Here is a 26,117-nt window from a genome sequence, read left to right as displayed (position 1 = left end):
GGGGCGGGCCGGCGGCACAGGATATGGCGGCGGATGTTCGCGACAGTATGGGACCGCTGACGCGACGGCCACGTTCCGGCATGGATTCTCGGGTCAAGCCCGAGGATGACGAAGTTGAGGGGCGGGCGGCGTCTTCGGGGTGGGTCGGCGAAGCGGTGCGGTCGCTACCAGCCCGTTCCGATGAAAAGTTCGTTCCAGTCCGGGTTGGTTTTCTCGATCAGCTCGATCTTCCACTGCCTCGGCCAGCGTTTGAGTGACTTTTCGCGCTGGATGGCGTCGCGCATGTCGAAATGTTCTTCGTACCAGACCAGCCGGGTGACGGCGTAGCGTGAAGTGAAGCGCGAGCCCTCGCCGGATTTGTGTTCCGGCATGCGGCGGCAAAGCGAGTTGGTGACGCCGATATAGATTGTGCCGCGCTTCTGGCTCGCGGTCATGTAGACATAGCCGGTCATGGCGGAAGCGTAGCGGAGCGGTGGGCGTTCGTCATGTGGGGATCGGTGTTCACTCACCTTCGTCATGCTCGGGGTGAGGAGCGGTCTGCAAAGCAGACTGAAAGCCAACGATTTGGCTTTCCGAGCGAACGAACGCCCGAAGGGCAAACCCGAGCATCCATGCCGGAACGACGGGGTTCAGGCCGGCGTGTCAGGATCAGGCGTGTGATGGGAACGTCGAGAGGTGGAGAGGGTCAGGCATGGATCCTCGGGTCTGCGCAGTCGCTTCGCTCCCGCTCAGCCAGAGGATGACGAAGGGGATAGGGTCGCGCTTTTCACTCCGAGAGTGACGATCAGGAGCGGGCGGCGCTTCTCAGCCCGAGGATGACGAGGTGGAGAGGGCCACCCCCTCTCCGTCACGCTTCGCGTGCCACCTCTCCCCACTGCGTGGGGGCGAGGAACAGCGGGTCAGTTGTCGGACATCTTCAGCGCCTCGATGAAGGCTGCCTGCGGGATCTCCACCGTGCCGAACTGGCGCATGCGCTTTTTGCCCTCTTTCTGCTTTTCGAGGAGCTTGCGCTTGCGCCAGCGGCGCACTTTTCCGGGTGCTAGTCGCGAAACCTCAAGGCGATCCAGATCGTGCAGCCGGAGTGGCGTTAGTTCAGCCGCTCCGCCAGCTTGATGGTGACGGTGTCGCCCGATTGCTTGCCGATGGAATTGAGCAGGTCGGCCTTGATCGGCAGCTTGTGGGTGCCGTCGCCGAGAGCCATGAAGGAGCTCTGGAAGGGTACGCCATCGGCGGTCGCCCGCACCTTCACCAAGCCTCGTGTTCCGAAGAAATCTGCGGAACCGGGCCAGACCACATAGGTCCAGCCGCCCTTCGCGGGGCTCTTCTGAATCGCGGCATCGAAGGATTTGTCGAGTGGTCGTTGCATCGTCGTTCTCCAGGATGGTTTCATATCAATGACGCATGACCATCGGTGATTTCGACACGGCACCGCATTAATTTGCGCAACTGGGAAGTTTGCAAGGCCACTGAGGCCAGTCACCGGTTCGCGCCCTGACATGTGAGACAACGCCGAGGTCAATCTGCAGACCTATGGCTCCTTTCGCGGATGGTCGGGCGTGACGAACCCGGCCATCCGGATCTCGTGCCTATGCGAGCCGCTCCGGAGCGCCGCTTCTTACAGCATCGAGCGCGGCCCCCTGAACGTCATCGGCCGCCTCGATACGCTCTATGGCCAGCAGCCCGGCTACCAAGATCAGAATTGCCAGCAGGATAAAAGCGGGCCACCACGACCGGCCCCGCGAATAGGGCCACACGGGCGCGAGCGCGACCGCGAGGCCGACAACCATGGCGCCGAGCAGTATGATCATGCCGCCTCTCTCTGCCGGCAGCGCCCGTTCCTCTTCACGCGCTCCCCTCTCCGTCACGCTTCGCGTGCCACCTCTCCCACTGCGTGGGGCGAGGAACGGCGGGTCAGTTGTCGGACATCTTCAGCGCTTCGATGAACGCTGCCTGCGGGATTTCCACCTTGCCGAACTGGCGCATGCGCTTCTTGCCCTCTTTCTGCTTTTCGAGGAGCTTGCGCTTGCGGGTGACGTCGCCGCCGTAGCACTTGGCGGTGACGTCCTTGCGCAGTGCCGAGATGGTCTCGCGGGCGATCACCTTGCCGCCGATGGCCGCCTGGATCGGGATCTTGAACATGTGCTTGGGGATCAGGTCCTTGAGCTTCTCGCACATGGCGCGGCCGCGCTTTTCCGCCGCCGAGCGGTGGACCAGCATGGAGAGCGCGTCGACCGGCTCGTCGTTGACGAGGATCGACATCTTGACGAGGTCGCCCTCGCGATAGTCGGTGAGCTGGTAGTCGAACGAGGCGTAGCCCTTGGAGATCGACTTCAGCCGGTCGTAGAAATCGAACACCACCTCGTTGAGCGGCAGGTCGTAGGTGGCCATGGCGCGCTTGCCGACATAGGAGAGGTCGACCTGCACGCCGCGCCGCTCCTGGCAGAGCTTGAGGATCGCGCCGAGATAGTCGTCCGGCGTCATGATGGTGGCGCGGATCCACGGCTCCTCGATCGTGTCGATCTTGACCACGTCGGGCATGTCGGCCGGGTTGTGCAGCTCGATCTGCTTTCCGTCGGTCATGTTGAGGCGGTAGACGACCGAAGGCGCGGTGGCGATCAGGTCGAGGTCGAACTCGCGCTCTAGCCGCTCCTGGATGATCTCGAGATGGAGCAGGCCGAGGAAGCCGCAGCGGAAGCCGAAGCCGAGCGCGGCCGAGGTCTCCATTTCGAAGGAGAACGAGGCGTCGTTGAGGCGCAGCTTGCCCATGGCGGCGCGAAGATCCTCGAAATCGGCGGCGTCGACCGGGAACAGGCCGCAGAAGACGACGGGCTGCGCCGGCTTGAAGCCGGGCAGGGGCGCGGCCGTGGGGCGCTTGTCCTCGGTGATGGTGTCGCCGACGCGGGTGTCGGCCACCTCCTTGATGGAAGCAGTGATGAAGCCGATCTCGCCGGGGCCGAGTTCGTCGACCATGACCATCTTGGGCGTGATGACGCCGACGCGGTCGATGCCGTATTTCGCGCCGGTGCCCATCATGCGCACCTGCTGGCCCTTCTTCAGCGTGCCGTCAATGACGCGCACCAGCACGATGACGCCGAGATAGGCGTCGTACCAGCTATCGACCAGCATCGCCTTTAGGGGGCGTCGTCGCGGTCGCCGCCCTTCGGCGCGGGCAGCTTGTGGACGATCGCCTCCAGCACCTCGGCGATGCCGATGCCGGTCTTGGCCGAGATCATGAGCGCTTCGGAGGCGTCGAGACCGATCACCTCCTCCACCTGCTCCTTGATACGGTCTGGCTCGGCGGCGGGCAGGTCGATCTTGTTGAGGACGACGACGATCTCGTGGTCAGCGTCGATGGCCTGGTAGACGTTGGCCAGCGTCTGGGCCTCCACGCCCTGTGAGGCGTCTACGACGAGCAGCGAGCCCTCGCAGGCGCGCAAGGAGCGCGAGACCTCGTAGGCGAAATCGACATGGCCGGGCGTGTCGATGAGGTTGAGCACATAGTGCTCGCCGTTCTGCGCGTCGTATTCGAGGCGCACGGTGTTGGCCTTGATGGTGATGCCGCGCTCGCGCTCGATGTCCATGGCGTCGAGCACCTGGTCCTTCATCTCGCGGTCTTCGAGCGAGCCGGTCGCCTGGATGAGCCGGTCGGCGAGCGTGGACTTGCCATGGTCGATATGCGCGACGATGGAGAAATTGCGGATGTGGGAGAGCGGCGTCTTGGTCATGGCGCGCCTTTAGCAGGCGAAGGCCGGGACGGGAAGGGATTTCGGCGGCGACGGGCGCGGCGGGGCCGGCGGAGATTCACGTCATTGCATGCAGTGGTTGCATCGCCAGTAAACACAACCTAAGATAATTCCATCCAAACTATGCAACCGGCGTCGCGACGGCGCCGGCGGGCCTTGCCCGCCGGCAGCGACCGCGTGCGCGCCGGCCTTGGGAGGGGGCGGATGGATATCGAGGCGTTCATCGCCCGCTGGACGTCGCGAGAGGGCGGCGCGGAGCGGGCCAACTACCAGATGTTCCTGAGCGAGTTCTGCGACGTGATCGGCGTGCCGCGGCCGGAGCCGGCGGGCGCGGAGCGCGCGCAGAACGACTACGTGTTCGAGCGCGCCGTGCGCAGGCGCGAGAGCGACGAGATAGCCTCGTCGCGGCGCATCGACCTCTACAAGAAGGGTTGCTTCATCCTGGAAGCCAAGCAGTCGCGGCTGCCGGGCGGCAAGAACGCGCTGCCGGGGCAGCTGACCATGCTGCCCGACGAGCCGGAAAGGCTGGGCCGCCGCTCGATCGCGCGCGGCTGGGATGTGATGATGCAGAACGCGCGGCGGCAGGCGGAGGACTACGTCTTCCTGCTGGATCCGGATCATCCCGCGCCGCCCTTCATCATCACCGGCGATGTCGGCCACGCCTTTGAAATCTTCGCCGATTTCACCGGTACCGGCCGCGCTTACGGTCAGTTCCCCGACCGCAAGGGCTTCCGCATCTACATGGAGGATCTGCGCAGGGAGGAGGTGCGCGCGCTGCTGGCGCGCATCTGGACCGATCCCACGAGCCTGGACCCGGCACGGGAATCGGCGCGCGTCACGCGCGCGATCGCCAAGCGGCTGGCAGAGGTGAGCAAGGCGCTGGAGGCAAAACACCCGCCCGAAGAGGTCGCGCATTTCCTGATGCGGTGCATCTTCACGATGTTTGCCGAGGACGTCGACCTCCTGCCGAAAGGCAAGTTCACCGAGCTTCTGTCCGACTGCGTCGCCTCGCCCTCCGCCTTCCTGCCGATGATCGAGGAATTGTGGGCGAAGATGGACGAGCCGGCGCAGGACAAACGCTTCTTTTCGGCCTTCAAGGAGCGGCTGCGGCACTTCAACGGTAATCTGTTCAAGGACGCGCGCGCCTTCCCGCTCGGCCGCGAGGAGATCGGCGAACTGCTCGAGGCGGCGAAGGCGAAATGGACCGATGTCGACCCGGCAATCTTCGGCACGCTGCTGGAACAGGCGCTGGAACCGGGCGAGCGCCGCAAGCTCGGCGCGCACTATACGCCGCGCGCCTATGTCCAGCGCCTGGTGGAGGTGACGGTGATGGAGCCGTTGCGCGCCGACTGGCAGAAGGCGCTGACCAAGGCGGAGGATGCCAAGGAGAGCGGCGACGAGGACAAGGCGGTCGCCATCGTGCGCGGCTACCACCATCAGCTCTGCACCACGCGCGTGCTCGATCCGGCGTGCGGCACGGGCAACTTCCTCTATGTGGCGCTCGAACTGATGAAGAAGCTCGAAGGCGAGGTGCTGGAAACGCTGGCGCGGCTCGGCGTGTCCGAGTCGCTGGGCCTCGAGCGCGAGGCGGTCGACCCGCACCAGTTCCTCGGGCTGGAGCTGAACCCCCGCGCGGCTGCCATCGCCGAGCTGGTCGTCTGGATCGGCTATCTGCAGCAGCACTACCGCACGCGCGACGGGCACCCGTCCGAGCCGATCCTGAAAGCGTTCCGGAACATCAATTTCGGCCGCCGCGAAGGCTATGACGCGGTGCTGACATGGGATGGCTATCCGGTGCCGACGATCGTTGAACAGGATGGCAAGCGCGTCGAGACCTACCCGAACGCGCGCCGGCCCGACTGGTCGGAGGCGGAGTTCATCGTCGGCAACCCGCCGTTTATCGGCAACAAGCGGATGAGGGAGCTTCTAAGTGACGCCTATGTCGAGACTCTTCGTTCCACCTATTCTAAGGTGCCCGAGAGTGTAGATTTCGTGATGTACTGGTGGCAAGTAGCAACGGCCGCCGTAGCTGATGGCAAGGTTCGTCGCAGCGGCTTGGTGACGACCAACTCGATCACGCAGAATTATAACCGAAGGGTAATTCAAGCGAATTTGGGTGCTAAGGCACCGGTGTCGATCATATTCGCCATATCAGACCACCCTTGGACACGATCAGATCGATCATCAGCGGCTGTGCGAATTGCGATGACCGTAGTTGAAAAGGGTACTGTCGATGGTCAGCTAATGACTGTCGAACGCGCATCAAACTTGGACAGTGACGCTCCAACAATCGAGTACAGTAAGGAAACAGGAGCGATATCTGCTGACCTGAGCGCCGGACCTAACACAATAAATTCGGCATATCTGGCGGCCAACATTGATCTGGCACACCAAGGTGTAACCCCTCTCGGCGAAGGTTTCAGGCTGACGCGAAGTGAGGTTACTCAACTCGGATACGATCCAGGCAATCTTCCGACTGTGATCCGAAAGTATTTGATCGGACGCGACCTGGTGCAGACTCCCTTAGAGCGGTTCATCATCGACTTCTTCGGCTTGAATGAGGAAGAGGCGCGCCTTCTCCATCCGCGCTTATTTCAAGTTGTTCTTGAGAGAGTTAAGCAAGAACGCAAGGTCAAGAGTCGTGCCGCTTACCGAGAAAAATATTGGGTATATGCAGAACCTCGTGCTCGGATGCGGGAGGCACTCCGACATTTGGATCGATACGTGGTGACATGCCGCACGGCGAAGCACAGATTATTCAGTTTTGCCGACAAAGACATGTTGAGCGATGCAAAGATCGTCGCCATAGCGACTTCCGAAGCGGCAACGTTAGCCCTAGTTAGCTCTCGCGTTCACATCGAATGGGCCAAACGCACCGGCGCTTGGCTCGGCATCGGGAATGACTCCAACTACAACCATTCTGAATGCTTCGGGAAATTCCCGTTCCCCGACCCATCGGACGATATCCGCCAGCAACTTCGTGCCGCCGGCGAGGAGCTGGATGCGCTGCGCAAGAAGGTGCTGGCCGATCATCCCGATCTCACGCTGACGGGGCTCTACAATGTACTGGAGAAGGTGAAGGCGGGCGCCGCGCTCGCCGACAAGGACGAAGATGTGAAGGAGCGCGGGCTGGTGCTGATCCTCAAGGAGCTGCACGAGACCATCGACCGCCTGACGGCGCAGGCCTATGACTGGCCGGAGAACCTGTCCGACGAGCAGATTCTGGAGCGGCTGGTGGCGCTGAATGCCGAGCGCGCGCGCGAAGAAGCCGAAGGCCATGTGCGCTGGCTGCGGCCGGACTATCAGGTGCCGCGTTTCGCCAAGGGCGCGAAGGCAAGGACCGGCGAACTCGATCTCGGCGAGACGGTGGTGGCGCTGGACGCGGGCAAGCCGGTCTTTCCGAAGGACCGCCACGAACAGCCGCTTGCCATCGAGGCGCTGCTGGCCGCCGGGGGGCGGCGCGATGGATGCAAGCGCGATCGCGCGTGCGTTCAAGGGCGGCGGCAAGCGCATCGAGGCGCGCGTCGGGCAGGTTCTCGTCACGCTTGCGCGCTACGGTCGTGTCACCGCCCTGCCCGACGGCCGATTTGCGGCGCGACGGGCGGCGTGAGGGTAGAGTTGAGGTGCGCTGAACGCGGCCAATAGTGTGAACCGCGTGTCTGGCCGGCTCTCGGATTCCCGCGAGGTCGGGAGCACGGGGCAGGCGGCAACCCCACCCTTGCGGGGGCGAGCTGCTTGTCTCGCCCGTCATTCGGACCCCCGCAGTCGGTTTCAGAACCGCAGCGCTCGGTACAAATCCTGTGAAGAACGGTGGCACCTCAAGGCCTCCTTGCTCCTTTGTGGTCAAGGGGTGAGGAGTGCCTTGCACTCGGGATTTGCGTGGGCGGCCCTAGCCTCGACGCGAATAAGAAATCGCCAGCGGCGGATTTCGATCATCCACCACGTTCTGGGCGCGCGCACTGCGGCCGGTATCGCTCATGGGAAACTGACCCGCTACGCGACAGGGTGCGACATGATTGCCGCCTTTGGGCACTTGTTTGTAAGCGTGCTTATAATATATGTGCCTTATGAAAAATGGACACACCGAAGGGCTGGGTTTTCTCATCCACGACGCAGCGCGCGTGATGCGGCGGCGGTTTGAGGTGCGGGCGGCCGATCACGGCCTGTCGGCGGCGCAATGGCGTCTGCTCGTGCGCCTCGTGAAGGCCGAGGGCGTGCCGCAGGCGCGGCTTGCGACGTTTCTGGAGATCGAACCGATCAGCGTTTCGCGGCTGCTCGATCGCATGGAGGAGGCCGGCTGGATCGAGCGCCGGCCGGACCCGGCGGACCGGCGCGTGCGCACGGTGTTTGCCACCGAGAAGAGCCGCCGCGCCTTCGCCGAGGTGAAGAGCGTGGCAAACGAGATCTACGAGGAGGCACTGACCGGAATTTCGCCCGCCGATCGCGCGGCGCTCGTCGGTGGCCTCAGAACCCTGATTTCAAACCTCTCCGACGACGACTGCGCCGCGGAGGGCTGCAAGACGACCGTCGCGAAGGAAGACGTAGCATGAATGCGATGACCAAGATCGAAGAGGAAGAAGCCGGCGCGCAGCCGCCGGAGCCGCAGGAGGCCGCAAGGCCCGCGAAGAAGAAGCGGCGCGGCGGGCGCTATGCGCTGATGCTGGCGGTGCCGCTGCTGCTGGTGGCCGGCGGCGCCTATGTCTGGGCGACGGGCGGACGCTATCAGGAAACGGACAACGCCAATCTGCGGCAGGCCCGGATTACGGTCGCGGCGGACACCGCAGGCCGCATCGTCGAGGTCGACGTGGCCGACAGCGCGCAGGTGAAGGCCGGCGACGTGCTGTTCGTGGTCGATCCCGAGCCGTACCGGATCGCGCTCGCGCAGGCCGATGCCGCGCTCGAAGAGGCGCCCGGCTGAATGTCGGCCAGTTGCGCGCGGCCCATAGCCAGGCGGTGGCGCAGCAGCACAACGCCGAAAACAACGTGACCTACCTCCAGTCCGAATTCGACCGTCAGCAGGCGTTGGAAAAGCGCGGCGTGAGCACGAAATCGTCGCTCGACCAGGCCGGCCGCGCGCTTGCGCAGGCGCGGGACCAGCTCCAGGCCGCCCGCGAGGCGGTTTCCGGGGCGCTGGCCGCGCTGGGCGGAAACGCCGGTATCGAAACGGACGAGCATCCGACAGTGCAGGCGGCGCTGGCCGCGCGCGACAAGGCAGCCTATCAGCTCGCGCAGACCACGGTGCGCGCGCCGGTCGACGGCGTCGTCGCGCAGGCATCCTCCTTCAAGGAGGGGCAGTATGTGTCGGCGGGCTCGCCGCTGTTCTCGCTGGTGGAAACCGGCGATAGCTGGGTGGAGGCGAACTTCAAGGAAACGCAGCTCACCAACATGCGCGTCGGCCAGACGGCGGAGGTGACGCTGGACACGTTTCCGGACCGGCCGCTGACCGCGACCATCGAAAGCATCGGCGCGGGCACGGGCGCGGAATTCTCCGTGCTGCCGGCCCAGAACGCGACCGGCAACTGGGTGAAGGTCACCCAGCGCATCCCGGTGCGGCTGAAGGTGGAAGACCCGGACGCACAGGCGCTGCTGCGCACCGGCATGAGCGCGGTGGTATCGGTCGACACCGGCCATGCGCGCGGCCTGCCGGCTTTTGCGGGGTTGTTCGGGGCCACAGCCGAAGCGGCACAGTAGGCACCGTGCGGCCCTCTTCGGCCCACCCGAAGCCCGTTACCGTGCCGCGGGCATCAGCATCTGGCGCGGAGGAACGGATAAGCGAAGGCCGCACTCTATGTCGCCCCCTCTGTCCTGCCGGACATCTCCCCACACGGGGGGAGATCAGCCGGCCGCCTGGCTTTCGCCAATCGCCGACGTCGCAGGAAGAGCGGTGAGCGCCAAGCTGCCGATCTCCCCCGTGTGGGGGAGATGTCCGGCAGGACAGAGGGGGCAACGTAGGACGCTACCTTCAGAGTTAACCAAATGAGCAAAACCGATACCGACTACCCGCATCGCGGCCTGATCACAGTTTCGATCATGCTGGCGACGATCATGCAGGTGCTCGACACCACGATCGCGAATGTCGCCCTGCCGACGATGACGGGCGACCTGGGCGCGTCGCAGGACACGATCAACTGGGTGCTGACCTCCTACATCGTCGCCGCCGCCATCATGACGCCGGTGACGGGCTGGCTTGCCGACCGGTTCGGCCGGCGCGAGCTTTTCCTGGTGACCATCGCCGGCTTCACCATCTTCTCGATGCTGTGCGGGCTGGCGTGGAGCCTGGAAAGCATGGTCGCCTTCCGCGTCATGCAGGGCCTGTTCGGCGCGTCGATCGTGCCGCTGTCGCAAACCTTCCTGCTCGACATCAACCCGAAGGAAAAGCACGGCCAGGCGATGGCGATCTGGGGCGCGGGCATCATGGTCGGCCCGATCATCGGACCGACGCTCGGCGGCTGGCTGACCGAGTTCGCGAGCTGGCGCTGGGTGTTCTTCATCAACCTGCCGGTCGGCATCCTCGCCTTCCTCGGCTCGGCCGCCTTCCTGCCGAGGGCCGGCGTGCGCCTGCGCGGCTTCGACTTCTTCGGCTTCGCCATGCTGTCGCTGGGCGTGGGCGCACTGCAGCTCATGCTCGACCGCGGCGCGGAGGTCGACTGGTTCTCGGCCGTAGAAATCTGGCTCGAGCTTGGGCTGGCGATCACCGGTTTCTGGATCTTCGCCGTGCACCTGATGACCGGCAAGGACACCTTCATCGACGCGCGGATCTTCGCCGACCGCAATTTCGTGACCGGCCTCGTCTTCATCTTCGTGATCGGCGTGATCCTGCTGGCGAGCCTTGCGCTGCTGCCGCCGATGCTGTCGCGGCTCTTCAACCATTCGACCACGCTCACCGGCCTCGTGATGGCGCCGCGCGGCGTCGGCACGATGATCTCCATGCTGCTCGTCGGGCGGCTGGTGCAGGTGGTCGACGCGCGCGTGCTCGTCGTCGCCGGCCTGTCGCTGACGGCGTGGTCTCTGCACATGATGACGGGTTTCTCGCCGCAGATGGACGATCACCTGATCATCGTCTCGGGCGTCGTGCAGGGGCTCGGCCTCGGCCTCGTCTTCGTGCCGCTCTCGACGGTGGCCTTCGCCACGCTCGACCCGCGCTTCCGCACGGACGCGGCAAGCCTGTTCAACCTGGTGCGTAATATCGGCTCGTCGATCGGCATCTCGATCGTCACCGTGCTTCTGACGCGCAACGTGCAGGTCAACCACGCCGAGCTGTCCGCGGGGCTGACGCCGTTCAACCAGAGCCTTGCCGCGGCCATGCCCGGCGCGGCTGCGGGCAACGTTTCGACGCTGAGCCAGCTCGACCAGCTCGTCAACCAGCAGGCGCTGATGATCTCCTACATCGACGACTTCAAGCTGATGATGATCGTGACGCTGTGCGCGATACCGCTGGCGCTGCTGCTCAGGAAGCCGAAGATGGCCGCAGCCGGCGCGCCGGCGGCAGCCCACATGGATTGAGGCGGCGAGCGGCGCCTCAGTCGTAGCTGAGGTCGCCGGCCTTTCCGCTGAAGACGCGGTAGACGTAGAAGGACGCGCCGATCATCACCGGCAGCACGACCGCCGTGCCGGCGAGGATGATGGCGAGGCTTTCGGTCGCGGCCGCGCCTCCCAGATGGTGAGCCGATCGGGTACCACATAGGGATAGAAGGAATAGGCCAGCCCCGCGAAGCCGAGCGCGAAGATCGCCGCCAGCGTTAGGAACGGCGTGATGGCGTGGCGGTCGCCCGGCGCGGGCATGCGGAAGGTGAGCAGCCACAGGCCGAGGAAGGCCGCGCCCGTGACGATCGGCAGCGGCGCCAGAAGGGCGATCTCGGGCCAGGTGAACCACTTCTCGAAGATACGTGGGCTCGCAAACGGCGTCGCCAGCGAGACGGCGACCATGCCGACGGCGGTGAAGACCAGCGCGGAGCGCAGGAAGCGCACGGCCTTGCGCTGCAGGTCGCCCTCCGTCTTGTAGATGAGCCACGCGGCACCCATCGCCGCGTAGGAAGCCGCAAGGCACAGCGCCACGAGCAGGCCGAAGCCGATGGCCGGCAGGCCGGTTTCCAGCCCCAGCACATAGACGCCGAGCATGTAGCCCTGCGCCAGCGAGGCGGCGAGCGAACCGATGCAGAACAGCGCGTCCCAGCGCTTCTTGCGGTGGACCGGCACCTTGGCGCGGAAGTCGAAGGCGACGCCGCGCAGGATCAGCCCGACGAGCAGCACGAAGACGGGGATGTAGAGCGCGGTGAGGATGACGCCGTGGGCGACGGGAAAGGCCACCAGCAGCAGGCCGACGGCGAGCACCAGCCAGGTCTCGTTGGCGTCCCAGAACGGGCCGATCGCGGCGATCATCGTGTCCTTCTCGTGCGCGTCGGATGCGGCGAACAGGATGCCGATACCGAGGTCGAACCCGTCGAGCACGACATAGACCAGGATCGCCAGACCCATCAGTCCGGCGAAGATGAGAGGGAGAAGAGTGGGCCAGTCGAGGGTCATGGTCATTCTCCCGCCATCGGTTGGGCCAGGGCGCGGTCTTCGACGCCGGGCATCGGGGACTGGTCGCCGTCCTTGGCTGCCTTGAGCGCCAGGTGGGTGAGCACGCCGAGATAGACGATCATCAGCACGATGTAGAGCACTACGTAGATGGCGAGCGTGAAGCCGACATTGGAGGCGGCGACCGGGCCGACCGCTTCTTCGGTGCGCAGCACGCCGGTCACCAGCCATGGCTGGCGGCCGATCTCGGTCGTGTACCAGCCGGCGAGCGTGGCGACCCAGCCTGAAAAGGCCATCGGCGCGTAGGCATAGGCGAGCAGCTTCGGCATCGCCCCGCGCCGCCACAGGAACCACGAGGTCGCCCAGGACAGCGCCAGCATGGCGAGCCCCACGCCGACCATGATGCGGAAGCCCCAGAACACCGGCGCGACCGGAGGATGCTCGCCGACATAGTCGTTGAGGCCGGGCACAATGCCGTCGAGCGAGTGCCTGAGGATCAGGCTGGCTCCATTGGGCACGGCGATCTCGAACCGGTTTTCGCGGGCCTTTTCGTCAGGCCATGCGAACAGCACAAGCGGCACGTTGCCCCGCGTCTCCCAGTTGGCCTCCATGGCGGCGACCTTCTGCGGCTGGTGCTCCAGCGTGTTGAGGCCGTGCATGTCGCCGACGAAGATTTGCACTGGAATGAGTGCCGCACCCATGAAGACGCCGGTGCGCAGCGCCTTCCACATCGATTCGGCGCGGTCGCCTGCCAGGAACCGCAGGGCCGACAGGCCGGCGACGAGGAAGGCGACCGTCAGGCCGGAAGCCAGCAGCATATGGACGAGGCGGTAGGGGAAGGACGGGTTGAAGACGATCGCCCACCAGTCGACGGGGAAGGCGACGCCGTCGCGCATCTCGAAGCCGGCCGGGGTCTGCATCCACGAGTTGAGCGCCAGGATCCAGAACGCCGAAAGCGTCGTGCCGAAGGCGACGAGGAAGGTCGCGAGCGTGTGAACCCGGTTCGACACGCGGCGGAAGCCGAACAGCATGATGCCGAGGAACACGGCCTCCAGGAAGAAGGCGGTGAGCACTTCGTAGGCGAGCAGCGGCCCGGCGATGTTGCCGACCTTCTCCATGAAGCCCGGCCAGTTGGTGCCGAACTGGAAGCTCATGGTGACGCCCGAGACGACGCCGAGCGCGAAGGACAGCGCGAACACCTTCACCCAGAAGAAATAGGCGCGCATCCAGGCCGAGTCGCCGGTCGCGTTGTAGCGCAGCTTGAAGAACAGCAGCACCCAGCCCAGCGCGATGGTGATCGTCGGAAAGAGAATGTGGAACGAGATGTTCGCAGCAAACTGCAGGCGGGAAAGAATAAGCGCGTCCATGACCGGCTTCCGGCTCCATTTGGCTCCCGCTTGCAACGTTAGGGCGTAGCGGCGGGCGGGTCAAAGGTGCCGCCTGTCGCAGGGGCGGAGTGTCGCGGTGCGGCAGCTTAGCGCAGCAGGCGGCTGAGCAGCGCGACCAGTTCGCCCTGGCGGTGGGTGCCGGTCTTGGCGAAGATCGCCTTGAGCCTCTGGCGCGCTGTGCCGATCGCGATGCCGAGCTGGTCGGCGCAGCTTTCGAGGCTCCGGCCCTCCGCCATGGCACCCGCCAAAAGCGCTTCGGCGGGCGTAAGCCCCAGAGCCTGCCGCAAACGCTCGGTGTCAGCGAGCGGCCGCTCGTGCGGGTCGCTGAGGAGCAGGATGGCAAAGGCCCGCATGGAGACGGGTGCGACGAGCCCGCGCACGGAGACGAGCTCCGCGATCAGGGGCAGCCCGGCGGGGCGCTCGATGCGTACAGGCAACGCCTCGGCCGCACGCTGGCGGCGGTGGCCGTTGCTGCCGGCGCCTGCGAGCAACGACTGCAACTGCCGGTCGCTGGCCGCATGCACCGCGCGTGGCCGCCCGTCGCGGATGACGATCGCGTCCGATGCGGCAGCCAGAAGGCTTTCCGCGCGCGCATTGATTTCGATAGCGCGGCCCTGCCAGTCGAGCAGCATGGCGGCGCGGCCGATATGCGCAAGCGCCTCGACGCCGGTCGCCGCGCGCGCCTGCGCGAACTGCTCGCTGAGGTGCATCATCCGGCGCAGATCCGGCCCGAGCCGTGCGAACAGATGCGCTTCCTCGTAGGAGAAGTGCCCCTGGCTGCTGGATCGCAGCAGGGGCAGGCACCAGTGCTGGCCTTCCACGCGGAAACCGATCGCGGCGAAGCCGGGATAACCCCATTTCAGATAGAAGTCATGATAGTGGGCGAGCTTGCGGCGCTCCTCGTCGGTGGCGAGATCGTGCTCGATCAGCACGCCGGTCGGATGCGTCTCCAGTAGCGGCCAGCCGCGTTCGGCGCGGTAGTGATTGTCATACCAGCCGCCGGCGACATAGTCCTCGAGAAGATCGGCATAATGAACGGATGAAGGCACGAGCGTTGCCCGCTCGCCGACATCCTTGGGGTAGAACATGGCGCAGGCGGAATCGAGCGAGGAGGCGAGGTCGTGTAGCGTGGTCTGCCAGAGCTCCGGCTCCGACACCGCGTCGTAACAGGCGTCGAGCGCCCTATGTACCGCATCCGCGCGCACGAAACGCCACCTCCCGCCGAAAGGCTGTTCCGATCCCCACAGCCAGATTGAAGCGCCGGGCCGGCAGGGTCAACCTTCCACGGTTCAATCGGCGAGCAACTTGTCGAATGCGCGGCGGCCGGTCGGGGTGAAGACCACGGCGCGGCTGTGCTTGTCGCGCCGCGCCCAGCCGCGCGTCGTGATGGTGTCGAGCATGGCCGCGCCGAGGCTGCCGGAAAGATGCGAGCGGCGCACACTCCAGTCCAGGCAGGCGCGGCACATCGGACGTCGCGCCTGCTTGAGCGCGCCGACATCGATGTCGAGCGCCTCGAACCAGCGCCGGCCGGCGTCGCTGGGCGTCAGTCGCTCGGCGTCCTCGACCAGCAGCCCGCGTGCCACCAGGTGGTCGAACAGCGCCACGCCACGCTCGCCGGCAAGATGGTCGTAGCAGACCCGCGCCTCGCGCATCGCCCTGTCGCGCGGTCCGGGCCTGGTGCGCTGCGGCCCGACAGCCTCCGCGACGCCGGAGATCGCCTCGATCATCAACGCAACCTGCGTGCCGGCAAGCGCGAAATAGCGATGGCGGCCCTGCGCGGCGACACGTACGAGGCCGCCATCGCACAGTTTCGCCAGATGCGAGCTGGCCGTCGGCAGGCTGACGCCGGCTTCCAGCGCCAATTCGCTGGCCGTGAGCGCCGTGCCGCCCATCAGCGCCGACAGCATGTTGGCGCGGGCGGGATCGCCGACAAGCGCTGCGACACGCGACAGATCCGGACCTTCCTTCATCGGTGCCTCCCGGCTCACTGAATTACATCACGGTTCGATGGTAGTCGAAGCGTTGTCGTCACGCAATCGGTAGGGTGTTACTCAAAGGAGTTCCGCCATGCGCACCACCGTGCCTTTGCTACCGAACCGTTCCGAGACACTGGCCAAGGCACCCTCGCCGGGCCGCGGCGTCATTGCCCTGATGCGCCGGCTCTGGCGCTGGAACGACCGCCACCGCCAGCGTCTGGACCTCGCCGAACTCGAGGACCGAATGCTGGACGACATCGGCATCACGCGCGGCATGGCCGAGCACGAGTGCCGCAAGCCGCCCTGGCGTTGAACCATAGCGCGGTACGACGCTGAAATGCTTCGTTCCGCATCGAAGCGTCATCGAATGAACAAGGGAGACGACATGACGATTACCTGTTTCATCCGCTACGAGATCGATCCTTTCGGCAAGGAGGACTTCGAGACCTATGCCCGCAACTGGGGCGAGGCGATCCCGCGCTGCGGAGCCGACCTGATCGGCTATTTCGCGCCGCACGAGGGCTCCGCAACGACGGCCTACGGTGTCTATTCGATCGACAGCCTCGCTGAATACGAGACCTATCGGGCGCGGTTGGCCGCCGACCCGATAGGCAAGGAGAACTATCGGTTCGCGCGCGAGAAGCGTTTCATCCTCAAGGAGGACCGCATCTTCCTGAAGCTGGCCTCGGCGCCGCATGGCGAAAGGATTGCGCCATGATCGCGGTTATCTTCGAGGTGGAACCCTCCGCCGGCCGCCGCGACGCCTATCTGTCGCTCGCCGCGAATTGCGCCTGCTGCTCGACCCGATCGATGGCTTCATTTCGATCGAGCGCTTCCAGAGTCTGTCGGACCCGGACCGCATCCTGTCGCTGTCGTTCTGGCGCGACGATGATGCTGTTGCCGCATGGCGCAACACGCGCGAGCACCGGCTGGCGCAGAAGGCCGGCCGGGGCGGCATCTTCGACGGTTACAGGCTGCGGATCGCCCATGTCGTGCGCGACTATGGGCTGGAAGAGCGCCGCGAACAGGCGCCTGCCGACAGCAGGGCGGTGCACGAGCGCTGAGCGGGCTGCCCGCCGCGGGCTTGCCAACCGGCCACACGCGCGATTTGATGCCGGCATGGCCAAGGAGATCGAGCGCAAGTTTCTGGTGAAGACCTCCGGCTGGCGGGCGGCGGCGAAGGATGCCACCGCCATCAGCCAGTTCTATGTGAGCGCCGGCGAGGACCGCTCCGTGCGTGTGCGCATAGTGGATGGCGAGAAGGCGAAGCTGACGATCAAGTTCGGCGGGGCCGCGCGGGCACGCGACGAGTTCGAATATCCGATTCCGCTGGCAGATGCGCGCGACTTGCTGCGTTTTGCGCTGGGCAACGTCGTCGAAAAGACGCGCCACAAGGTGCCCCATTGCGGGCGCGAATATGATGTCGACACGTTCGAGGGCGCGCTGGCCGGGCTGGTGATCGCCGAGCTGGAGACACCCGACGACGTGCCGGACGACGAATTGCCGGACTGGCTCGGCGACGAGGTGACGGGCGATCGGGCTTTCTACAACCTCTCGCTGGCGCTGGAGGGCGCGCCGTGACGGCCCAGCCGGTTGTCCGCATTGCTCCGTCGAGATCGCTCGACGCCGAGGTGATGCGCATCCTCGACGAGACCGGCGGTCGCGTCATAGGGCATCTGGAAGACGGGGAGGGCGACCATGGCAAGGCGCTGCATGAGGCCCGCAAGGGCATCAAGAAGCTGCGTGCCCTGCTGCTTCTGGTGCGCGCCGCCGACAAGACGCTGATGAAAGAGGAAGGGCGACGCCTTCGCGATGCGGCGCGGCTGATCGCGGGACCGCGCGAGGCGACCGCTGCGGTAGAGACGGTCGACCGGTTCATTGCCGCGTTCCCGGAGAAGGTCGAGGCCTGCCATCTGGCGGAAATTCGCGATGCGCTCGACGCCCGTCATGCAAGGATCGCTGGGCAGGCGCTGGACGAGGCGCGGGATGAAGCGGCTGCCATGTGCCGGGCGGCGCTGGAACGGCTTCGTCGCGGCCAGTCTCTTGCCGATGTCTCCGACGGCGCGGTACTCGCCAAAGGCTTCGCAAAGACGCTGAAACACTGGGGCAAGGCACTCGAAAAGGCACGGGCTCGCGGCGAGCCGGAAGATTTTCACGAGTTGCGCAAGGCCGTTAAAGCACACTGGGCGCAACTCGGCCTGCTGCGCGATTTCATGGGCGGCAACATCAAGAAGCGGCGCGCCGAGGTTGAAGAACTGGGCGAACGGCTCGGCGAGATCAATGACATTCACGTGATGCGCGACGGGCTGGCGAGCGGCGCGCTCGGCTTGCCGGAAGCGATCGATACGAAACCGTTTGACCGGCTCCTGCGGAAAAACGTTGGGGCGCTGTCGAAACAGGCGCTTTCGGAGGCCCGGAGGCTTCTGGCAGATGCGCCCGAGAAGCCCAAGAAGCGTTTGCGCAGGAGCATCGCCAAAGCTGCGTGATAGACGCCGCGCCATCGTCGAATTCCCGGCACCGAAGGTTTCCCTTCCAGGGAAAGGCTCTAGAACATCGTCGGGGTGATTCACGCAATTCCGGGGATCTGATGGAGCGCCTGGCCGGCAAGGTCATACTGCTGTGGGGGTGGCGCAGGGCGCTGGCTGCTTTTCTGGCCGGCGCAGTCGCGGCCCTTGGCCAGCCGCCATTCGATTTCTTCGCTGCCTGCCTGATCGCCTTTCCGGTGCTGGTGTGGCTGTTGGACGGATCGGCCAGCGCGCCCGGCGAACGGTTCTTCCGACGCATTTTCAGGCCTTTCCTGACGGGCTGGTGGTTCGGCTTCGGCTACTTCGTGGCAGGCCTCTGGTGGACCGGAAATGCGCTGCTGGTCGAAGCCGATCTCTTTGCCTGGGCGCTGCCGCTCGCCGTATTCGGCCTGCCGGCGCTGCTCGCCATCTTCCACGGGCTGGCCGCCGTGGTCGCGCGGCTCCTGTGGAGCGACGGCCTCGGCCGGATCGCGGCAATCGCCTTTGCGTTCGGCGTGGCCGAATGGCTGCGCGGCGTTGTCCTGACGGGCTTCCCCTGGAACGCCATAGGGCAGGCGGCGATGCCCGTTCCGCTGCTCATGCAATCGGTCGGTGTCGTCGGCATGACGGGCATGAATGCGCTGGCCGTCTTCGTGTTCGCGATGCCGGCGCTGCTGGCGTCTCCCAAAGGGCGGCTGGCTGGCTTCGGCCTCGCGGGCCTCCTGATCGCCGCCCATGCCGGCTATGGCGCATGGCGTCTTTCGACGGCGGATGCCGCGCCGGAGACGCTCGTCAACGTGCGTATCGTGCAGCCCTCGATCGACCAGACCGAGAAGTGGGATGCGAACGTGCGCGACCGCATCTTCGCGACCTATCTCGACCTGTCCGCGCGGCCACCGGCGGAGGGCGCGCCAGCGCCCGACCTGATCGTGTGGCCCGAGACCTCCGTGCCCTTCATCCTGGCTGATCGCCCGGATGCGCTGGTGGCGCTGGGCGAGCTCGTCGCGGATGGACAGACAGAGCTGCTCGTCGGCGCCGTACGCGTAGAGGGCGCGAGCCAGGCGCAGGACGTGCGCTACTACAATGCCGTCGTCGGCATCAATGCGGCCGGCGAGACCTACGACGCGGTCGACAAGATCAGGCTGGTGCCGTTCGGCGAATACCTGCCGTTCGCGGATCTGCTGGGACGGTTCGGCATGAAGAGGCTGGTGCAGTCGGTGTCGGACTTTTCGCCGGGCGGCCCTCGCCGCAGCATCGAGACGGCGGGCGGTGTAAAGGCGCTGCCCTTCATCTGCTACGAGATCATCTTTCCGGGCATCGCGGGCTACGGCAATGTCGACGCGGATGTCATCCTCAACGTGACGAACGACGCTTGGTTCGGAAACACGCCCGGCCCGTACCAGCATTTCCGCCAGGCGCAGATTCGCGCGGTCGAGGCTGGACGGCCTCTGGTGCGCGCCGCCAATAACGGTATTTCCGGGGTCGTCGACGCCTATGGCCGCGTAATCGACGCATTTGCGATCGATGCAGTGGGCGTGCTGGACGTTTCGGTGCCGCGGCAGCGGGTCGAAGGTTTGGGCTCGCCGGCTCTTGCAGGGGCATCCTTTCTGGTGATTCTAGGCCTTTGGTCGGTCTTGACCTGCCTGTTTTCCGGCTACCGGTCTGATTGACAGCGCGTATATTAGAGATTCATAGTGAAAAGCCGTCTGCCGAGGGATTCGTCACGCTGGATCGATGGGGGATCCAGCCGATCCATTCCGGCAAAGGGAAGTTGGAAGTTCAACCTTTGCAGGTAACGGCGAGGGAATCATGCCGGAAAACAAGAAGAAGCCGAATCCGATCGACATTCATGTCGGGGGCCGCATCCGTCTCAGGCGCAACATGCTGGGCCTGAGCCAGGAGAAGCTTGGGGAAAGCCTCGGCATCACGTTCCAGCAGATCCAGAAATACGAGAAGGGGACGAATCGCGTCGGCGCCAGCAGGTTGCAGGCAATCGCCTCGATCCTCGAGGTTCCTGTCGCCTTCTTCTTCGAGGACGCGCCGGGAGGACCAGGTGCTGAAGGCCTGTCGGAGGAAAGCCAGACCACGTATGTGGTCGACTTCCTGTCGAGCACCGAGGGCCTGCGGCTCAACCGGGCGTTCGTGCGCATTTCCGATCCGAAGGTCCGGACAAAGATCATCGATCTCGTAAGGGCACTCGCCGACGAGGAATGATCCCGCCCGTTCTCGCGTAACCGGCGTGGCCGCGCGGTAGCGTAGCGGCTTCGCACGACCATTTTCTCCTTTTTCATAGGATTGACGAACGTTTGTTTGCTTGACGGCACAAGGCGGGCCTCGGTAACAGATTGCGTCTTTGCCGGATCGTTCCGGCATTTCTTTCGAGAGGGGATACCCGTGGCACGCCAGAACTACCTTTTCACCAGCGAATCGGTCTCCGAAGGCCATCCCGACAAGGTTTGCGACCGCATCTCGGACGAGATCGTGGATCTCGTCTATCGCGAGGCCAAGAAGACCGGGATGAACCCCTGGGACGTGCGTGTCGCATGCGAAACGCTGGCGACGACCAACCGGGTCGTGATCGCCGGAGAAGTCCGGGTGCCCGACTCGCTTCTCAGGAAGAATAAGGACGGCTCGATCATGACGAATGCGGCGGAGTTTCCGCTGATCAATCCGTCGAAGTTCAAGTCCGCCGCCCGCAAGGCGATCCGCGCCATCGGCTACGAGCAGGATGGCTTCCACTGGAAGACCGCCAAGATCGACGTGCTGTTGCATGGCCAGTCGGCCGACATCGCGCAGGGCGTCGACAATGCGTCCGACAGGCAGGGCGAGGAAGGCGCTGGCGACCAGGGCATCATGTTCGGCTACGCCTGCAACGAGACGCCCGACCTGATGCCGGCCCCGATCTACTACAGCCACAAGATCCTCGAACTGCTGGCCGCCGCCCGCCACGCTGGTGAGGGTGAGGCCAGCAAGCTCGGCCCGGACGCCAAGAGCCAGGTGACTGTGCGCTATGTCGATGGCAAGCCGGCCGAGGCGACCCAGATCGTGCTCTCGACCCAGCACCTGGACGGAAGCTGGGATTCGAAGAAGGTGCGCGCGGTGGTCGAGCCGTATATCCGCGAGGCGCTCGGCGACCTGAAGATCGCCGACGACTGCAACTGGTACATCAACCCGACCGGCAAGTTCGTGATCGGCGGCCCCGACGGCGACGCCGGCCTGACCGGCCGCAAGATCATCGTCGACACCTATGGCGGCGCGGCTCCGCACGGCGGCGGCGCGTTCTCCGGCAAGGACACCACCAAGGTCGACCGCTCGGCCGCCTATGCGGCGCGGTATCTGGCCAAGAACGTGGTGGCGGCGAAGCTGGCCGAGCGCTGCACGATCCAGCTCTCCTACGCCATTGGCGTCGCACAGCCGCTTTCGGTCTATGTGGACCTGCACGGAACCGGCAAGGGCGTGACCGAAGAACAGATCGAGGCAGCGATCCGCAAGGTTATGGACCTGTCGCCGTCCGGCATTCGCCGGCATCTCGACCTGAACAAGCCGATCTACGGCAGGACCGCCGCCTATGGGCATTTCGGCCGCAAGGCCGGCCGCGACGGCTCCTTCTCCTGGGAGAAGACCGATCTGGTCAAGGCGCTCAAGGAAGCGGTGGCGAGCAACGCGTGAGGCCGGTCAGCAAATGGCGGTTTTCTGCGCTTCCGGTGCTCACGTACCTCGGTACGCTCCGCTCCGGTTCTCGAAAGCCGCCATTTTCGACTCGCCCTGACGCATTGCTTGGGTGGTACTGAAGGAGCATCGGGGAATGGCGGAAGAGCGGCGCAAGCGCGCGACCGAGGCCTTCTTCGGTCGTCGGCGGGGCAAGTCGTTGCGCCCCGCCCAGGCGGAAGCCGCCGCGCGGCTCCTGCCGGGGCTCATGCTCGACCTCGGCAGCCCGGCGCCGGACGACCTGACCGGCCTGTTCGGCGTGCCGGTCGATGGCGTTCGGCTGGAAATCGGTTTCGGCGGCGGGGAGCACCTGCATCTGGAGGCCGGCCGCAACCCAACGACTGGCTTCATCGGCGTGGAGCCCTTCGTCAATGGCATGGCCAAGATGGCTTCGCTGCTGGACGACGAGCCGCGCGGCAACCTTCGGCTTTACGACGACGACGCGACCCGCCTGCTCGACTGGCTTCCGGACGCGTCGCTGGACGGGATAGACCTGTTCTATCCCGACCCGTGGCCGAAGAAGAAGCACTGGAAGCGCCGTTTCGTCAACGAAGCCAATATGGATCGTTTTGCAAGGGTGCTGAAGAAAGGCGGGGTGTTTCGCTTCGCATCCGACATCGATACCTATGTCGACTGGACGCTGCTGGCATGCCGGAAGCACGAGGCGTTCGAATGGCGCGCGGCCTCGGCTGAAGACTGGCGCACGCCCTATGGGGGCTGGCCGGGCACACGCTACGAGGCGAAGGCGATAAGAGAAGGAAGGACGCCGGCCTATCTCACATTTCTGCGCGGATAGGCCGGCCATCCTTTGCGGGCGCGTGCCCGCTTCAGAGACTGCTCGATAGTTCTACTCCGGCTGGCATCTGACGCGGCTTTCTACGCTTCCGATGCTCACGTACCGAAGGTACGCTGCGCGTCGGTTCTCGAAAACCGCGCCACCTGCCTCGCCGGAGCGAACGCTCGAACGGTCTCTCAGAAGCGCTTGATCCCGCGGAACCGAACCGGATCGATGCCGAGACGCAGAAGGTCTGCGTCCCTTGCGGGCCGGTGTTCACGCGTGGCCGCCGATACGGCGAATGCGCTTCCCACTATGTCGAGGAATTCCGAGATTCCCCTCGTCAGTGATCTGTTGGACATTTTTCCTGTCTCATCGGCTGTGCGATGCGACGTAGATAGGAAGCCGGCTGCCGCAGCGGAAGCGACGTTTCGACATAGCCGCCATGCATTTTTGTGCAGTGCAGCATAAAGCCCCAGCCGGCATGCGGACGTGAAGCTTGTCGAAGTATCGCCGCTGTCAGTTGGTGTTCTTTTCTTCCTGCTCGAGCTGGCTCCAGGCGTTTTGTTGGGAGAGCATGGTGCGCAGGTAGGCGACGTTGGCCTGGGCCTGGTCGGGTGAGAGTTCGCGGCTGGCGATCTCTTCTGCTTCCTTGAAGCGCCCCTGCAGGCCGACGACGAGGGCAAGGTTCTGGCGCACGCGGCTGTCGGCGCCCTGCGTCTCGACGGCCTGTCGCATGTAGTTCTCGGCGGTCTTGAGGTCGCCTTCAAGCAGATGCGACATGCCGAGGTTGGACAGGATGGAGGGTTCGCCGGGCTTCATCTCGAGGGCGCGGCGATAAAGCTGGCGGGCCTCCTGCGGCTTGCCGAGCTGGTCGAGGATCGCTGCCTCGGCCGAAACGAGCTTCCAGTCTGGATATTCAGGTGTCTGGGCGCGGCGCACGGCGTCAAGCGCCGGCTCCAGCTCGCCGGCCGCGGCGAGCGCCTTGCCGTAGGCCGCAAGCACCTGGCGCTCCTTGGGATAGTCGATCGCAAGCTTGCGCATCACCGCCAGGGACTGGTCGGTTCGCCCGTTCATCTGCAGGACGGAGGCGTAGCGCATCGCCGTGTTCACGTCCTTGGGGTTCTTGGCGTAAATCTGGCCCAGCGTCTGCGCCTCGGACGCGAGCTGCTGTGTCGACATGGTCTCAACGGGGGCGGAGGACGGACGGCTGACCGATCCGGTCGTGATGCGGTCCTTGGTGGCGCAGCCGGCCAGCGCCAGGGCCAGCGCAAGTGCCGCTGCCGTGGTGCGAAGGCGTTTTCCCGTTGCGTTCGTCGCGCGGTTGGTCAACATCTGCACGCTCGTCTCCATGCCGTCATTGCCCTGCAAGAGGGCGCATCCGGGAACGAGCAATAGTCTGTTAACCCTAACGGACGGTTAAGGCGCTGCCGCCAGCGCCGGGGTTCCGTCCGGCATCAGGAAGTCTCCCATGCCGCTGAAACTGACCGAAAAGCCCGCGCGTGACGCACGTCCCGTTCACCTCGTCACCAAGAAGAGCTTCGAGCAGCTCGATCTCGACGACCGGTCGCGCGCCTGGGCGGCAGCCAACGGGTTTTCGGGGCAGGCGGGCAAGCTGCTGGTGCTGCCGGGCGAAGGCGGCGCCGTAGCCGGCGCGCTGTTCGGCGTGGCAGCCGAGCGCGGCGGCTTCGCGCCGCTGGAAACGGGAACACTCGCGCGCCAGCTTCCCGATGGGGCATGGCGATTTGCCGGGCAGGTCGAGGAACCGGAACTGGCGGCGCTGGGTCTGGCGCTGGGTGGCTACAGCTTCTCCCGCTATCGCAAGAACGAGACGCCCAAACTGGAATTCGCCGTTGCCGACGGCTCGGACCTCGCGGCGGTGCAGCGCCGGGCCGATGCGGTCTACCTCGTGCGCGACCTCATCAATACACCGACGAGCGACATGGGCCCTGACGCGCTGGAGGCGGCTGTGCGCAAGCTGGCCAAGGTGCACAAGGCGAGCGTGAAGGTGATTGCCGGCGACGATCTCCTGAAGAAGAACTTCCCGATGATCCACGCAGTGGGACGCGCATCCGCGCAGGCGCCGCGGCTCATCGACCTCACATGGGGTCGAAGGGCGCGCCGAAGATCACGCTGGTGGGCAAGGGCGTGTGCTTCGACACCGGCGGGCTCGACATCAAGCCGGCCTCCGGCATGCTGCTGATGAAGAAGGACATGGGCGGGGCCGCAAATGTGCTCGGCCTTGCGTCGATGATCATGGCGGCGGGGCTGAAGGTGAGGCTGCGGGTGCTGGTGCCGGCGGTCGAGAACTCCATCGCGGGCAACGCCTTCCGGCCGGGCGATGTGCTCCAGAGCCGCAAGGGGCCGACGGTGGAGATCGGTAACACCGATGCGGAAGGCCGGCTGGTGCTGGCCGACGCGCTGGCGCTCGCGGACGAGGAAGAGCCGCAGCTGCTGATCGACATGGCGACGCTGACGGGTGCCGCGCGGGTGGCGCTCGGGCCCGACCTGCCACCCTTCTTCACCGATGACGAAGCGTTTGCATCCGATCTGGCGGAAGCCTCGATGCGCGTGGCCGACCCGCTGTGGCGGATGCCGTTATGGACGCCCTACGACAGGAAGCTCGCTTCCAAGGTCGCCGACGTCAACAACGTGACGTCGGATGGCTTTGCAGGCGCGGTGACGGCGGCCCTGTTCCTGCGCCGTTTCGTGGAGAAGGCGCAAAGCTGGACGCATCTGGACGTGTACGGCTGGAGCCCGGTCGACCGGCCCCATTGCCCCGTGGGCGGCGAGGCGCAGGGCATTCGCGCAATCGAGGATGTGCTGGCGCGCCGCTACGGCGGCTGAGGGCGCGCTATTGGTCCGGCGCGGCTTCGAGCAGCGTTTTCAAGCGCTCGGTGACGAGGTGGAATTCCTCGTCGGTCAGGACGTCGAGGTTGATGAGGGCCGAATTGCGCACGCCCAGCGCGACCAGGAAGATGACGATCGACAGCGCCGGATCGGCGCTGTTTTCCTTCATGCGGTCGAGTAGCTCGCGCTCGAAACGACGCACGGGTCTCAGGAAGTCCGGGTTTTCGGCGAGTGCCGCAAGCAGGCCCGAGGGCGGCGGCTTGTTGCAATCGTGGTCTTCCACGAAAAGCTCGAGATAGGCTTCGGCGAGGCCGTTGGGTTCGCCCTGCTTTTCGGCGGCGCGCGCCGACAGGGTTTCGGCGAAGCTCGAGACGAACATCTCCACCACGCCTTCCATGAGCGCGGCCTTGGTTGGAAAATGATAGAGAAGTCCGCCCTTGGAGGTGCCCGCCCGGGCGGCGACGGCGTCGAGGGAGAGGCTGCCGGCTCCCGATTCACGGGAGATGTCTGCTGCCGCTTCGAGAAGACGCTGCCTGGTGTTGGGTCGTTTATCTGCCATTTCACCTACAATCGGGGTTGACAATACCGTCCAGACGGTACAGTAGATCGCCCTCGATTTGCAAGGTTATTATTGCGGCCCTCTCACGGAGGCC

The 26,117-nt window shown here is 65.2% G+C and carries 22 protein-coding genes and 5 pseudogenes; 15 read left to right on the top strand and 12 right to left on the bottom strand.

The window, feature by feature from the left end; genetic code table 11:
- Nucleotides 1-164 precede the first annotated feature (164 nt).
- From HK436_RS05555 to lepA, 5 genes and pseudogenes are all read right to left on the bottom strand, one after another.
- The gene (locus HK436_RS05555) at nucleotides 165-452 is read right to left on the bottom strand and encodes a GIY-YIG nuclease family protein (RefSeq protein WP_173187952.1); all 288 of its coding nucleotides are present in this window, start codon (nucleotides 450-452) and stop codon (nucleotides 165-167) included.
- 447 nt (nucleotides 453-899) lie between these two features.
- Nucleotides 900-1,016: pseudogene (locus HK436_RS05550) on the bottom strand (hypothetical protein); the annotation flags it as partial.
- 71 nt (nucleotides 1,017-1,087) lie between these two features.
- The gene (locus HK436_RS05545) at nucleotides 1,088-1,366 is read right to left on the bottom strand and encodes a DUF1905 domain-containing protein (protein ID WP_173187951.1); all 279 of its coding nucleotides are present in this window, start codon (nucleotides 1,364-1,366) and stop codon (nucleotides 1,088-1,090) included.
- Nucleotides 1,367-1,586: 220 nt separating this feature from the next.
- Nucleotides 1,587-1,808 carry a hypothetical protein gene (locus HK436_RS05540; protein WP_173187950.1) on the bottom strand — a complete coding sequence of 74 codons (222 nt, stop codon included), beginning with the start codon at nucleotides 1,806-1,808 and terminating at the stop codon, nucleotides 1,587-1,589.
- Between the two features lie 103 nt (nucleotides 1,809-1,911).
- A pseudogene (gene lepA, locus HK436_RS05535) lies at nucleotides 1,912-3,725 on the bottom strand (translation elongation factor 4).
- 222 nt (nucleotides 3,726-3,947) lie between these two features.
- On the opposite strand from lepA, the gene HK436_RS05530 reads away from it, so the two are divergent.
- The 5 genes from HK436_RS05530 (at nucleotide 3,948) to HK436_RS05515 (ending at nucleotide 11,246) form a co-directional block, all read left to right on the top strand.
- Nucleotides 3,948-7,388: a DNA methyltransferase gene (locus HK436_RS05530; RefSeq protein ID WP_312860502.1), complete on the top strand. Its 3,441-nt coding sequence runs from the start codon at nucleotides 3,948-3,950 to the stop codon at nucleotides 7,386-7,388.
- Between the two features lie 422 nt (nucleotides 7,389-7,810).
- Nucleotides 7,811-8,293 (top strand): MarR family winged helix-turn-helix transcriptional regulator, encoded by a 483-nt coding sequence (locus HK436_RS05525; RefSeq protein ID WP_376769129.1) that lies wholly within the window; start codon nucleotides 7,811-7,813, stop codon nucleotides 8,291-8,293.
- On the top strand, nucleotides 8,290-8,661 hold the full coding sequence (locus HK436_RS31155) for an HlyD family secretion protein (RefSeq protein ID WP_312860501.1): 372 nt from the start codon (nucleotides 8,290-8,292) through the stop codon (nucleotides 8,659-8,661). The genes HK436_RS05525 and HK436_RS31155 overlap by 4 nt, the downstream gene beginning before the upstream one ends.
- 11 nt (nucleotides 8,662-8,672) lie before the next feature.
- Nucleotides 8,673-9,434 carry an HlyD family secretion protein gene (locus HK436_RS31145; protein ID WP_512770945.1) on the top strand — a complete coding sequence of 254 codons (762 nt, stop codon included), beginning with the start codon at nucleotides 8,673-8,675 and terminating at the stop codon, nucleotides 9,432-9,434.
- Between the two features lie 285 nt (nucleotides 9,435-9,719).
- Nucleotides 9,720-11,246 carry a DHA2 family efflux MFS transporter permease subunit gene (locus HK436_RS05515; protein ID WP_173187946.1) on the top strand — a complete coding sequence of 509 codons (1,527 nt, stop codon included), beginning with the start codon at nucleotides 9,720-9,722 and terminating at the stop codon, nucleotides 11,244-11,246.
- A 16-nt stretch (nucleotides 11,247-11,262) separates the two neighbouring features.
- On the opposite strand, the pseudogene HK436_RS05510 reads toward HK436_RS05515, so the two are convergent.
- The 4 genes and pseudogenes from HK436_RS05510 to HK436_RS05495 form a co-directional block, all read right to left on the bottom strand.
- A pseudogene (locus HK436_RS05510) lies at nucleotides 11,263-12,266 on the bottom strand (cytochrome d ubiquinol oxidase subunit II).
- Nucleotides 12,267-12,268: 2 nt separating this feature from the next.
- A complete protein-coding gene (locus HK436_RS05505) occupies nucleotides 12,269-13,630 on the bottom strand; it encodes a cytochrome ubiquinol oxidase subunit I (protein WP_173187944.1) in 1,362 nt (453 codons plus the stop codon).
- Nucleotides 13,631-13,737: 107 nt separating this feature from the next.
- Entirely contained in the window at nucleotides 13,738-14,856 is a 1,119-nt protein-coding gene (locus HK436_RS05500; RefSeq protein WP_173187943.1) for a helix-turn-helix transcriptional regulator, read from the bottom strand.
- A gap of 84 nt (nucleotides 14,857-14,940) precedes the next feature.
- On the bottom strand, nucleotides 14,941-15,621 hold the full coding sequence (locus tag HK436_RS05495) for an ArsR/SmtB family transcription factor (protein WP_173187941.1): 681 nt from the start codon (nucleotides 15,619-15,621) through the stop codon (nucleotides 14,941-14,943).
- Between the two features lie 97 nt (nucleotides 15,622-15,718).
- Between HK436_RS05495 and HK436_RS05490 the strand changes: the two genes are divergently transcribed.
- The 9 genes and pseudogenes from HK436_RS05490 to trmB all read left to right on the top strand — a co-directional run bounded on the left by HK436_RS05490 (nucleotide 15,719) and on the right by trmB (nucleotide 22,635).
- Complete coding sequence (locus HK436_RS05490) at nucleotides 15,719-15,940, top strand: DUF1127 domain-containing protein (protein ID WP_173187939.1); 222 nt, start codon at nucleotides 15,719-15,721, stop codon at nucleotides 15,938-15,940.
- A 72-nt stretch (nucleotides 15,941-16,012) separates the two neighbouring features.
- The gene (locus HK436_RS05485; RefSeq protein ID WP_173187938.1) at nucleotides 16,013-16,345 is read left to right on the top strand and encodes an NIPSNAP family protein; all 333 of its coding nucleotides are present in this window, start codon (nucleotides 16,013-16,015) and stop codon (nucleotides 16,343-16,345) included.
- Nucleotides 16,342-16,691 (top strand): annotated as a pseudogene (locus tag HK436_RS05480) (antibiotic biosynthesis monooxygenase family protein). Before HK436_RS05485 ends, HK436_RS05480 begins: the two are co-directional and overlap by 4 nt.
- 55 nt (nucleotides 16,692-16,746) lie before the next feature.
- Complete coding sequence (locus tag HK436_RS05475; RefSeq protein ID WP_173187937.1) at nucleotides 16,747-17,208, top strand: CYTH domain-containing protein; 462 nt, start codon at nucleotides 16,747-16,749, stop codon at nucleotides 17,206-17,208.
- Nucleotides 17,205-18,113, top strand: a complete 909-nt coding sequence (locus HK436_RS05470; RefSeq protein WP_173187936.1) for a CHAD domain-containing protein — start codon at nucleotides 17,205-17,207, stop codon at nucleotides 18,111-18,113. Before HK436_RS05475 ends, HK436_RS05470 begins: the two co-directional genes overlap by 4 nt.
- A 101-nt stretch (nucleotides 18,114-18,214) precedes the next feature.
- On the top strand, nucleotides 18,215-19,801 hold the full coding sequence (lnt, locus tag HK436_RS05465; protein ID WP_173187935.1) for an apolipoprotein N-acyltransferase: 1,587 nt from the start codon (nucleotides 18,215-18,217) through the stop codon (nucleotides 19,799-19,801).
- 139 nt (nucleotides 19,802-19,940) lie between these two features.
- On the top strand, nucleotides 19,941-20,345 hold the full coding sequence (locus HK436_RS05460) for a helix-turn-helix domain-containing protein (RefSeq protein WP_173187934.1): 405 nt from the start codon (nucleotides 19,941-19,943) through the stop codon (nucleotides 20,343-20,345).
- Nucleotides 20,346-20,525: 180 nt separating this feature from the next.
- Entirely contained in the window at nucleotides 20,526-21,800 is a 1,275-nt protein-coding gene (gene metK / locus HK436_RS05455; RefSeq protein ID WP_173187933.1) for a methionine adenosyltransferase, read from the top strand.
- 136 nt (nucleotides 21,801-21,936) lie between these two features.
- The gene (trmB, locus tag HK436_RS05450) at nucleotides 21,937-22,635 is read left to right on the top strand and encodes a tRNA (guanine(46)-N(7))-methyltransferase TrmB (RefSeq protein ID WP_173187932.1); all 699 of its coding nucleotides are present in this window, start codon (nucleotides 21,937-21,939) and stop codon (nucleotides 22,633-22,635) included.
- 176 nt (nucleotides 22,636-22,811) lie between these two features.
- On the opposite strand, the gene HK436_RS05445 is transcribed toward trmB, so the two are convergent.
- Nucleotides 22,812-22,976 (bottom strand): hypothetical protein, encoded by a 165-nt coding sequence (locus HK436_RS05445; protein ID WP_173187931.1) that lies wholly within the window; start codon nucleotides 22,974-22,976, stop codon nucleotides 22,812-22,814.
- 157 nt (nucleotides 22,977-23,133) lie between these two features.
- Nucleotides 23,134-23,949, bottom strand: a complete 816-nt coding sequence (locus tag HK436_RS05440) for a tetratricopeptide repeat protein (RefSeq protein ID WP_173189970.1) — start codon at nucleotides 23,947-23,949, stop codon at nucleotides 23,134-23,136.
- Between the two features lie 136 nt (nucleotides 23,950-24,085).
- Between HK436_RS05440 and HK436_RS05435 the strand changes: the two are divergent.
- A pseudogene (locus HK436_RS05435) lies at nucleotides 24,086-25,461 on the top strand (leucyl aminopeptidase family protein).
- A 7-nt stretch (nucleotides 25,462-25,468) separates the two neighbouring features.
- On the opposite strand, the gene HK436_RS05430 reads toward HK436_RS05435, so the two are convergent.
- The gene (locus HK436_RS05430; protein WP_173187929.1) at nucleotides 25,469-26,023 is read right to left on the bottom strand and encodes a TetR/AcrR family transcriptional regulator; all 555 of its coding nucleotides are present in this window, start codon (nucleotides 26,021-26,023) and stop codon (nucleotides 25,469-25,471) included.
- Nucleotides 26,024-26,117: the final 94 nt, after the last annotated feature.

It is taken from the genome of Neoaquamicrobium sediminum (assembly GCF_013240295.1).
Taxonomy (GTDB): Bacteria; Pseudomonadota; Alphaproteobacteria; order Rhizobiales; family Rhizobiaceae; genus Aerobium; species Aerobium sediminum.
Note: the sequence above shows the minus strand (reverse complement) of the source record. Positions and strands in the feature narration are given on the sequence as shown.

Coding starts and splice junctions, on each gene's coding strand:
- HK436_RS05555 (WP_173187952.1), bottom strand. CDS start 452: ATGACCGGCTATGTCTACATGACCGCGAGCCAGAAGCGCGGCACAATC.
- HK436_RS05545 (WP_173187951.1), bottom strand. CDS start 1,366: ATGCAACGACCACTCGACAAATCCTTCGATGCCGCGATTCAGAAGAGC.
- HK436_RS05540 (WP_173187950.1), bottom strand. CDS start 1,808: ATGATCATACTGCTCGGCGCCATGGTTGTCGGCCTCGCGGTCGCGCTC.
- HK436_RS05530 (WP_312860502.1), top strand. CDS start 3,948: ATGGATATCGAGGCGTTCATCGCCCGCTGGACGTCGCGAGAGGGCGGC.
- HK436_RS05525 (WP_376769129.1), top strand. CDS start 7,811: ATGAAAAATGGACACACCGAAGGGCTGGGTTTTCTCATCCACGACGCA.
- HK436_RS31155 (WP_312860501.1), top strand. CDS start 8,290: ATGAATGCGATGACCAAGATCGAAGAGGAAGAAGCCGGCGCGCAGCCG.
- HK436_RS05515 (WP_173187946.1), top strand. CDS start 9,720: ATGAGCAAAACCGATACCGACTACCCGCATCGCGGCCTGATCACAGTT.
- HK436_RS05505 (WP_173187944.1), bottom strand. CDS start 13,630: ATGGACGCGCTTATTCTTTCCCGCCTGCAGTTTGCTGCGAACATCTCG.
- HK436_RS05495 (WP_173187941.1), bottom strand. CDS start 15,621: ATGAAGGAAGGTCCGGATCTGTCGCGTGTCGCAGCGCTTGTCGGCGAT.
- HK436_RS05490 (WP_173187939.1), top strand. CDS start 15,719: ATGCGCACCACCGTGCCTTTGCTACCGAACCGTTCCGAGACACTGGCC.
- HK436_RS05485 (WP_173187938.1), top strand. CDS start 16,013: ATGACGATTACCTGTTTCATCCGCTACGAGATCGATCCTTTCGGCAAG.
- HK436_RS05475 (WP_173187937.1), top strand. CDS start 16,747: ATGGCCAAGGAGATCGAGCGCAAGTTTCTGGTGAAGACCTCCGGCTGG.
- lnt (WP_173187935.1), top strand. CDS start 18,215: ATGGAGCGCCTGGCCGGCAAGGTCATACTGCTGTGGGGGTGGCGCAGG.
- HK436_RS05460 (WP_173187934.1), top strand. CDS start 19,941: ATGCCGGAAAACAAGAAGAAGCCGAATCCGATCGACATTCATGTCGGG.
- trmB (WP_173187932.1), top strand. CDS start 21,937: ATGGCGGAAGAGCGGCGCAAGCGCGCGACCGAGGCCTTCTTCGGTCGT.
- HK436_RS05445 (WP_173187931.1), bottom strand. CDS start 22,976: ATGTCCAACAGATCACTGACGAGGGGAATCTCGGAATTCCTCGACATA.
- HK436_RS05440 (WP_173189970.1), bottom strand. CDS start 23,949: ATGTTGACCAACCGCGCGACGAACGCAACGGGAAAACGCCTTCGCACC.
- HK436_RS05430 (WP_173187929.1), bottom strand. CDS start 26,023: ATGGCAGATAAACGACCCAACACCAGGCAGCGTCTTCTCGAAGCGGCA.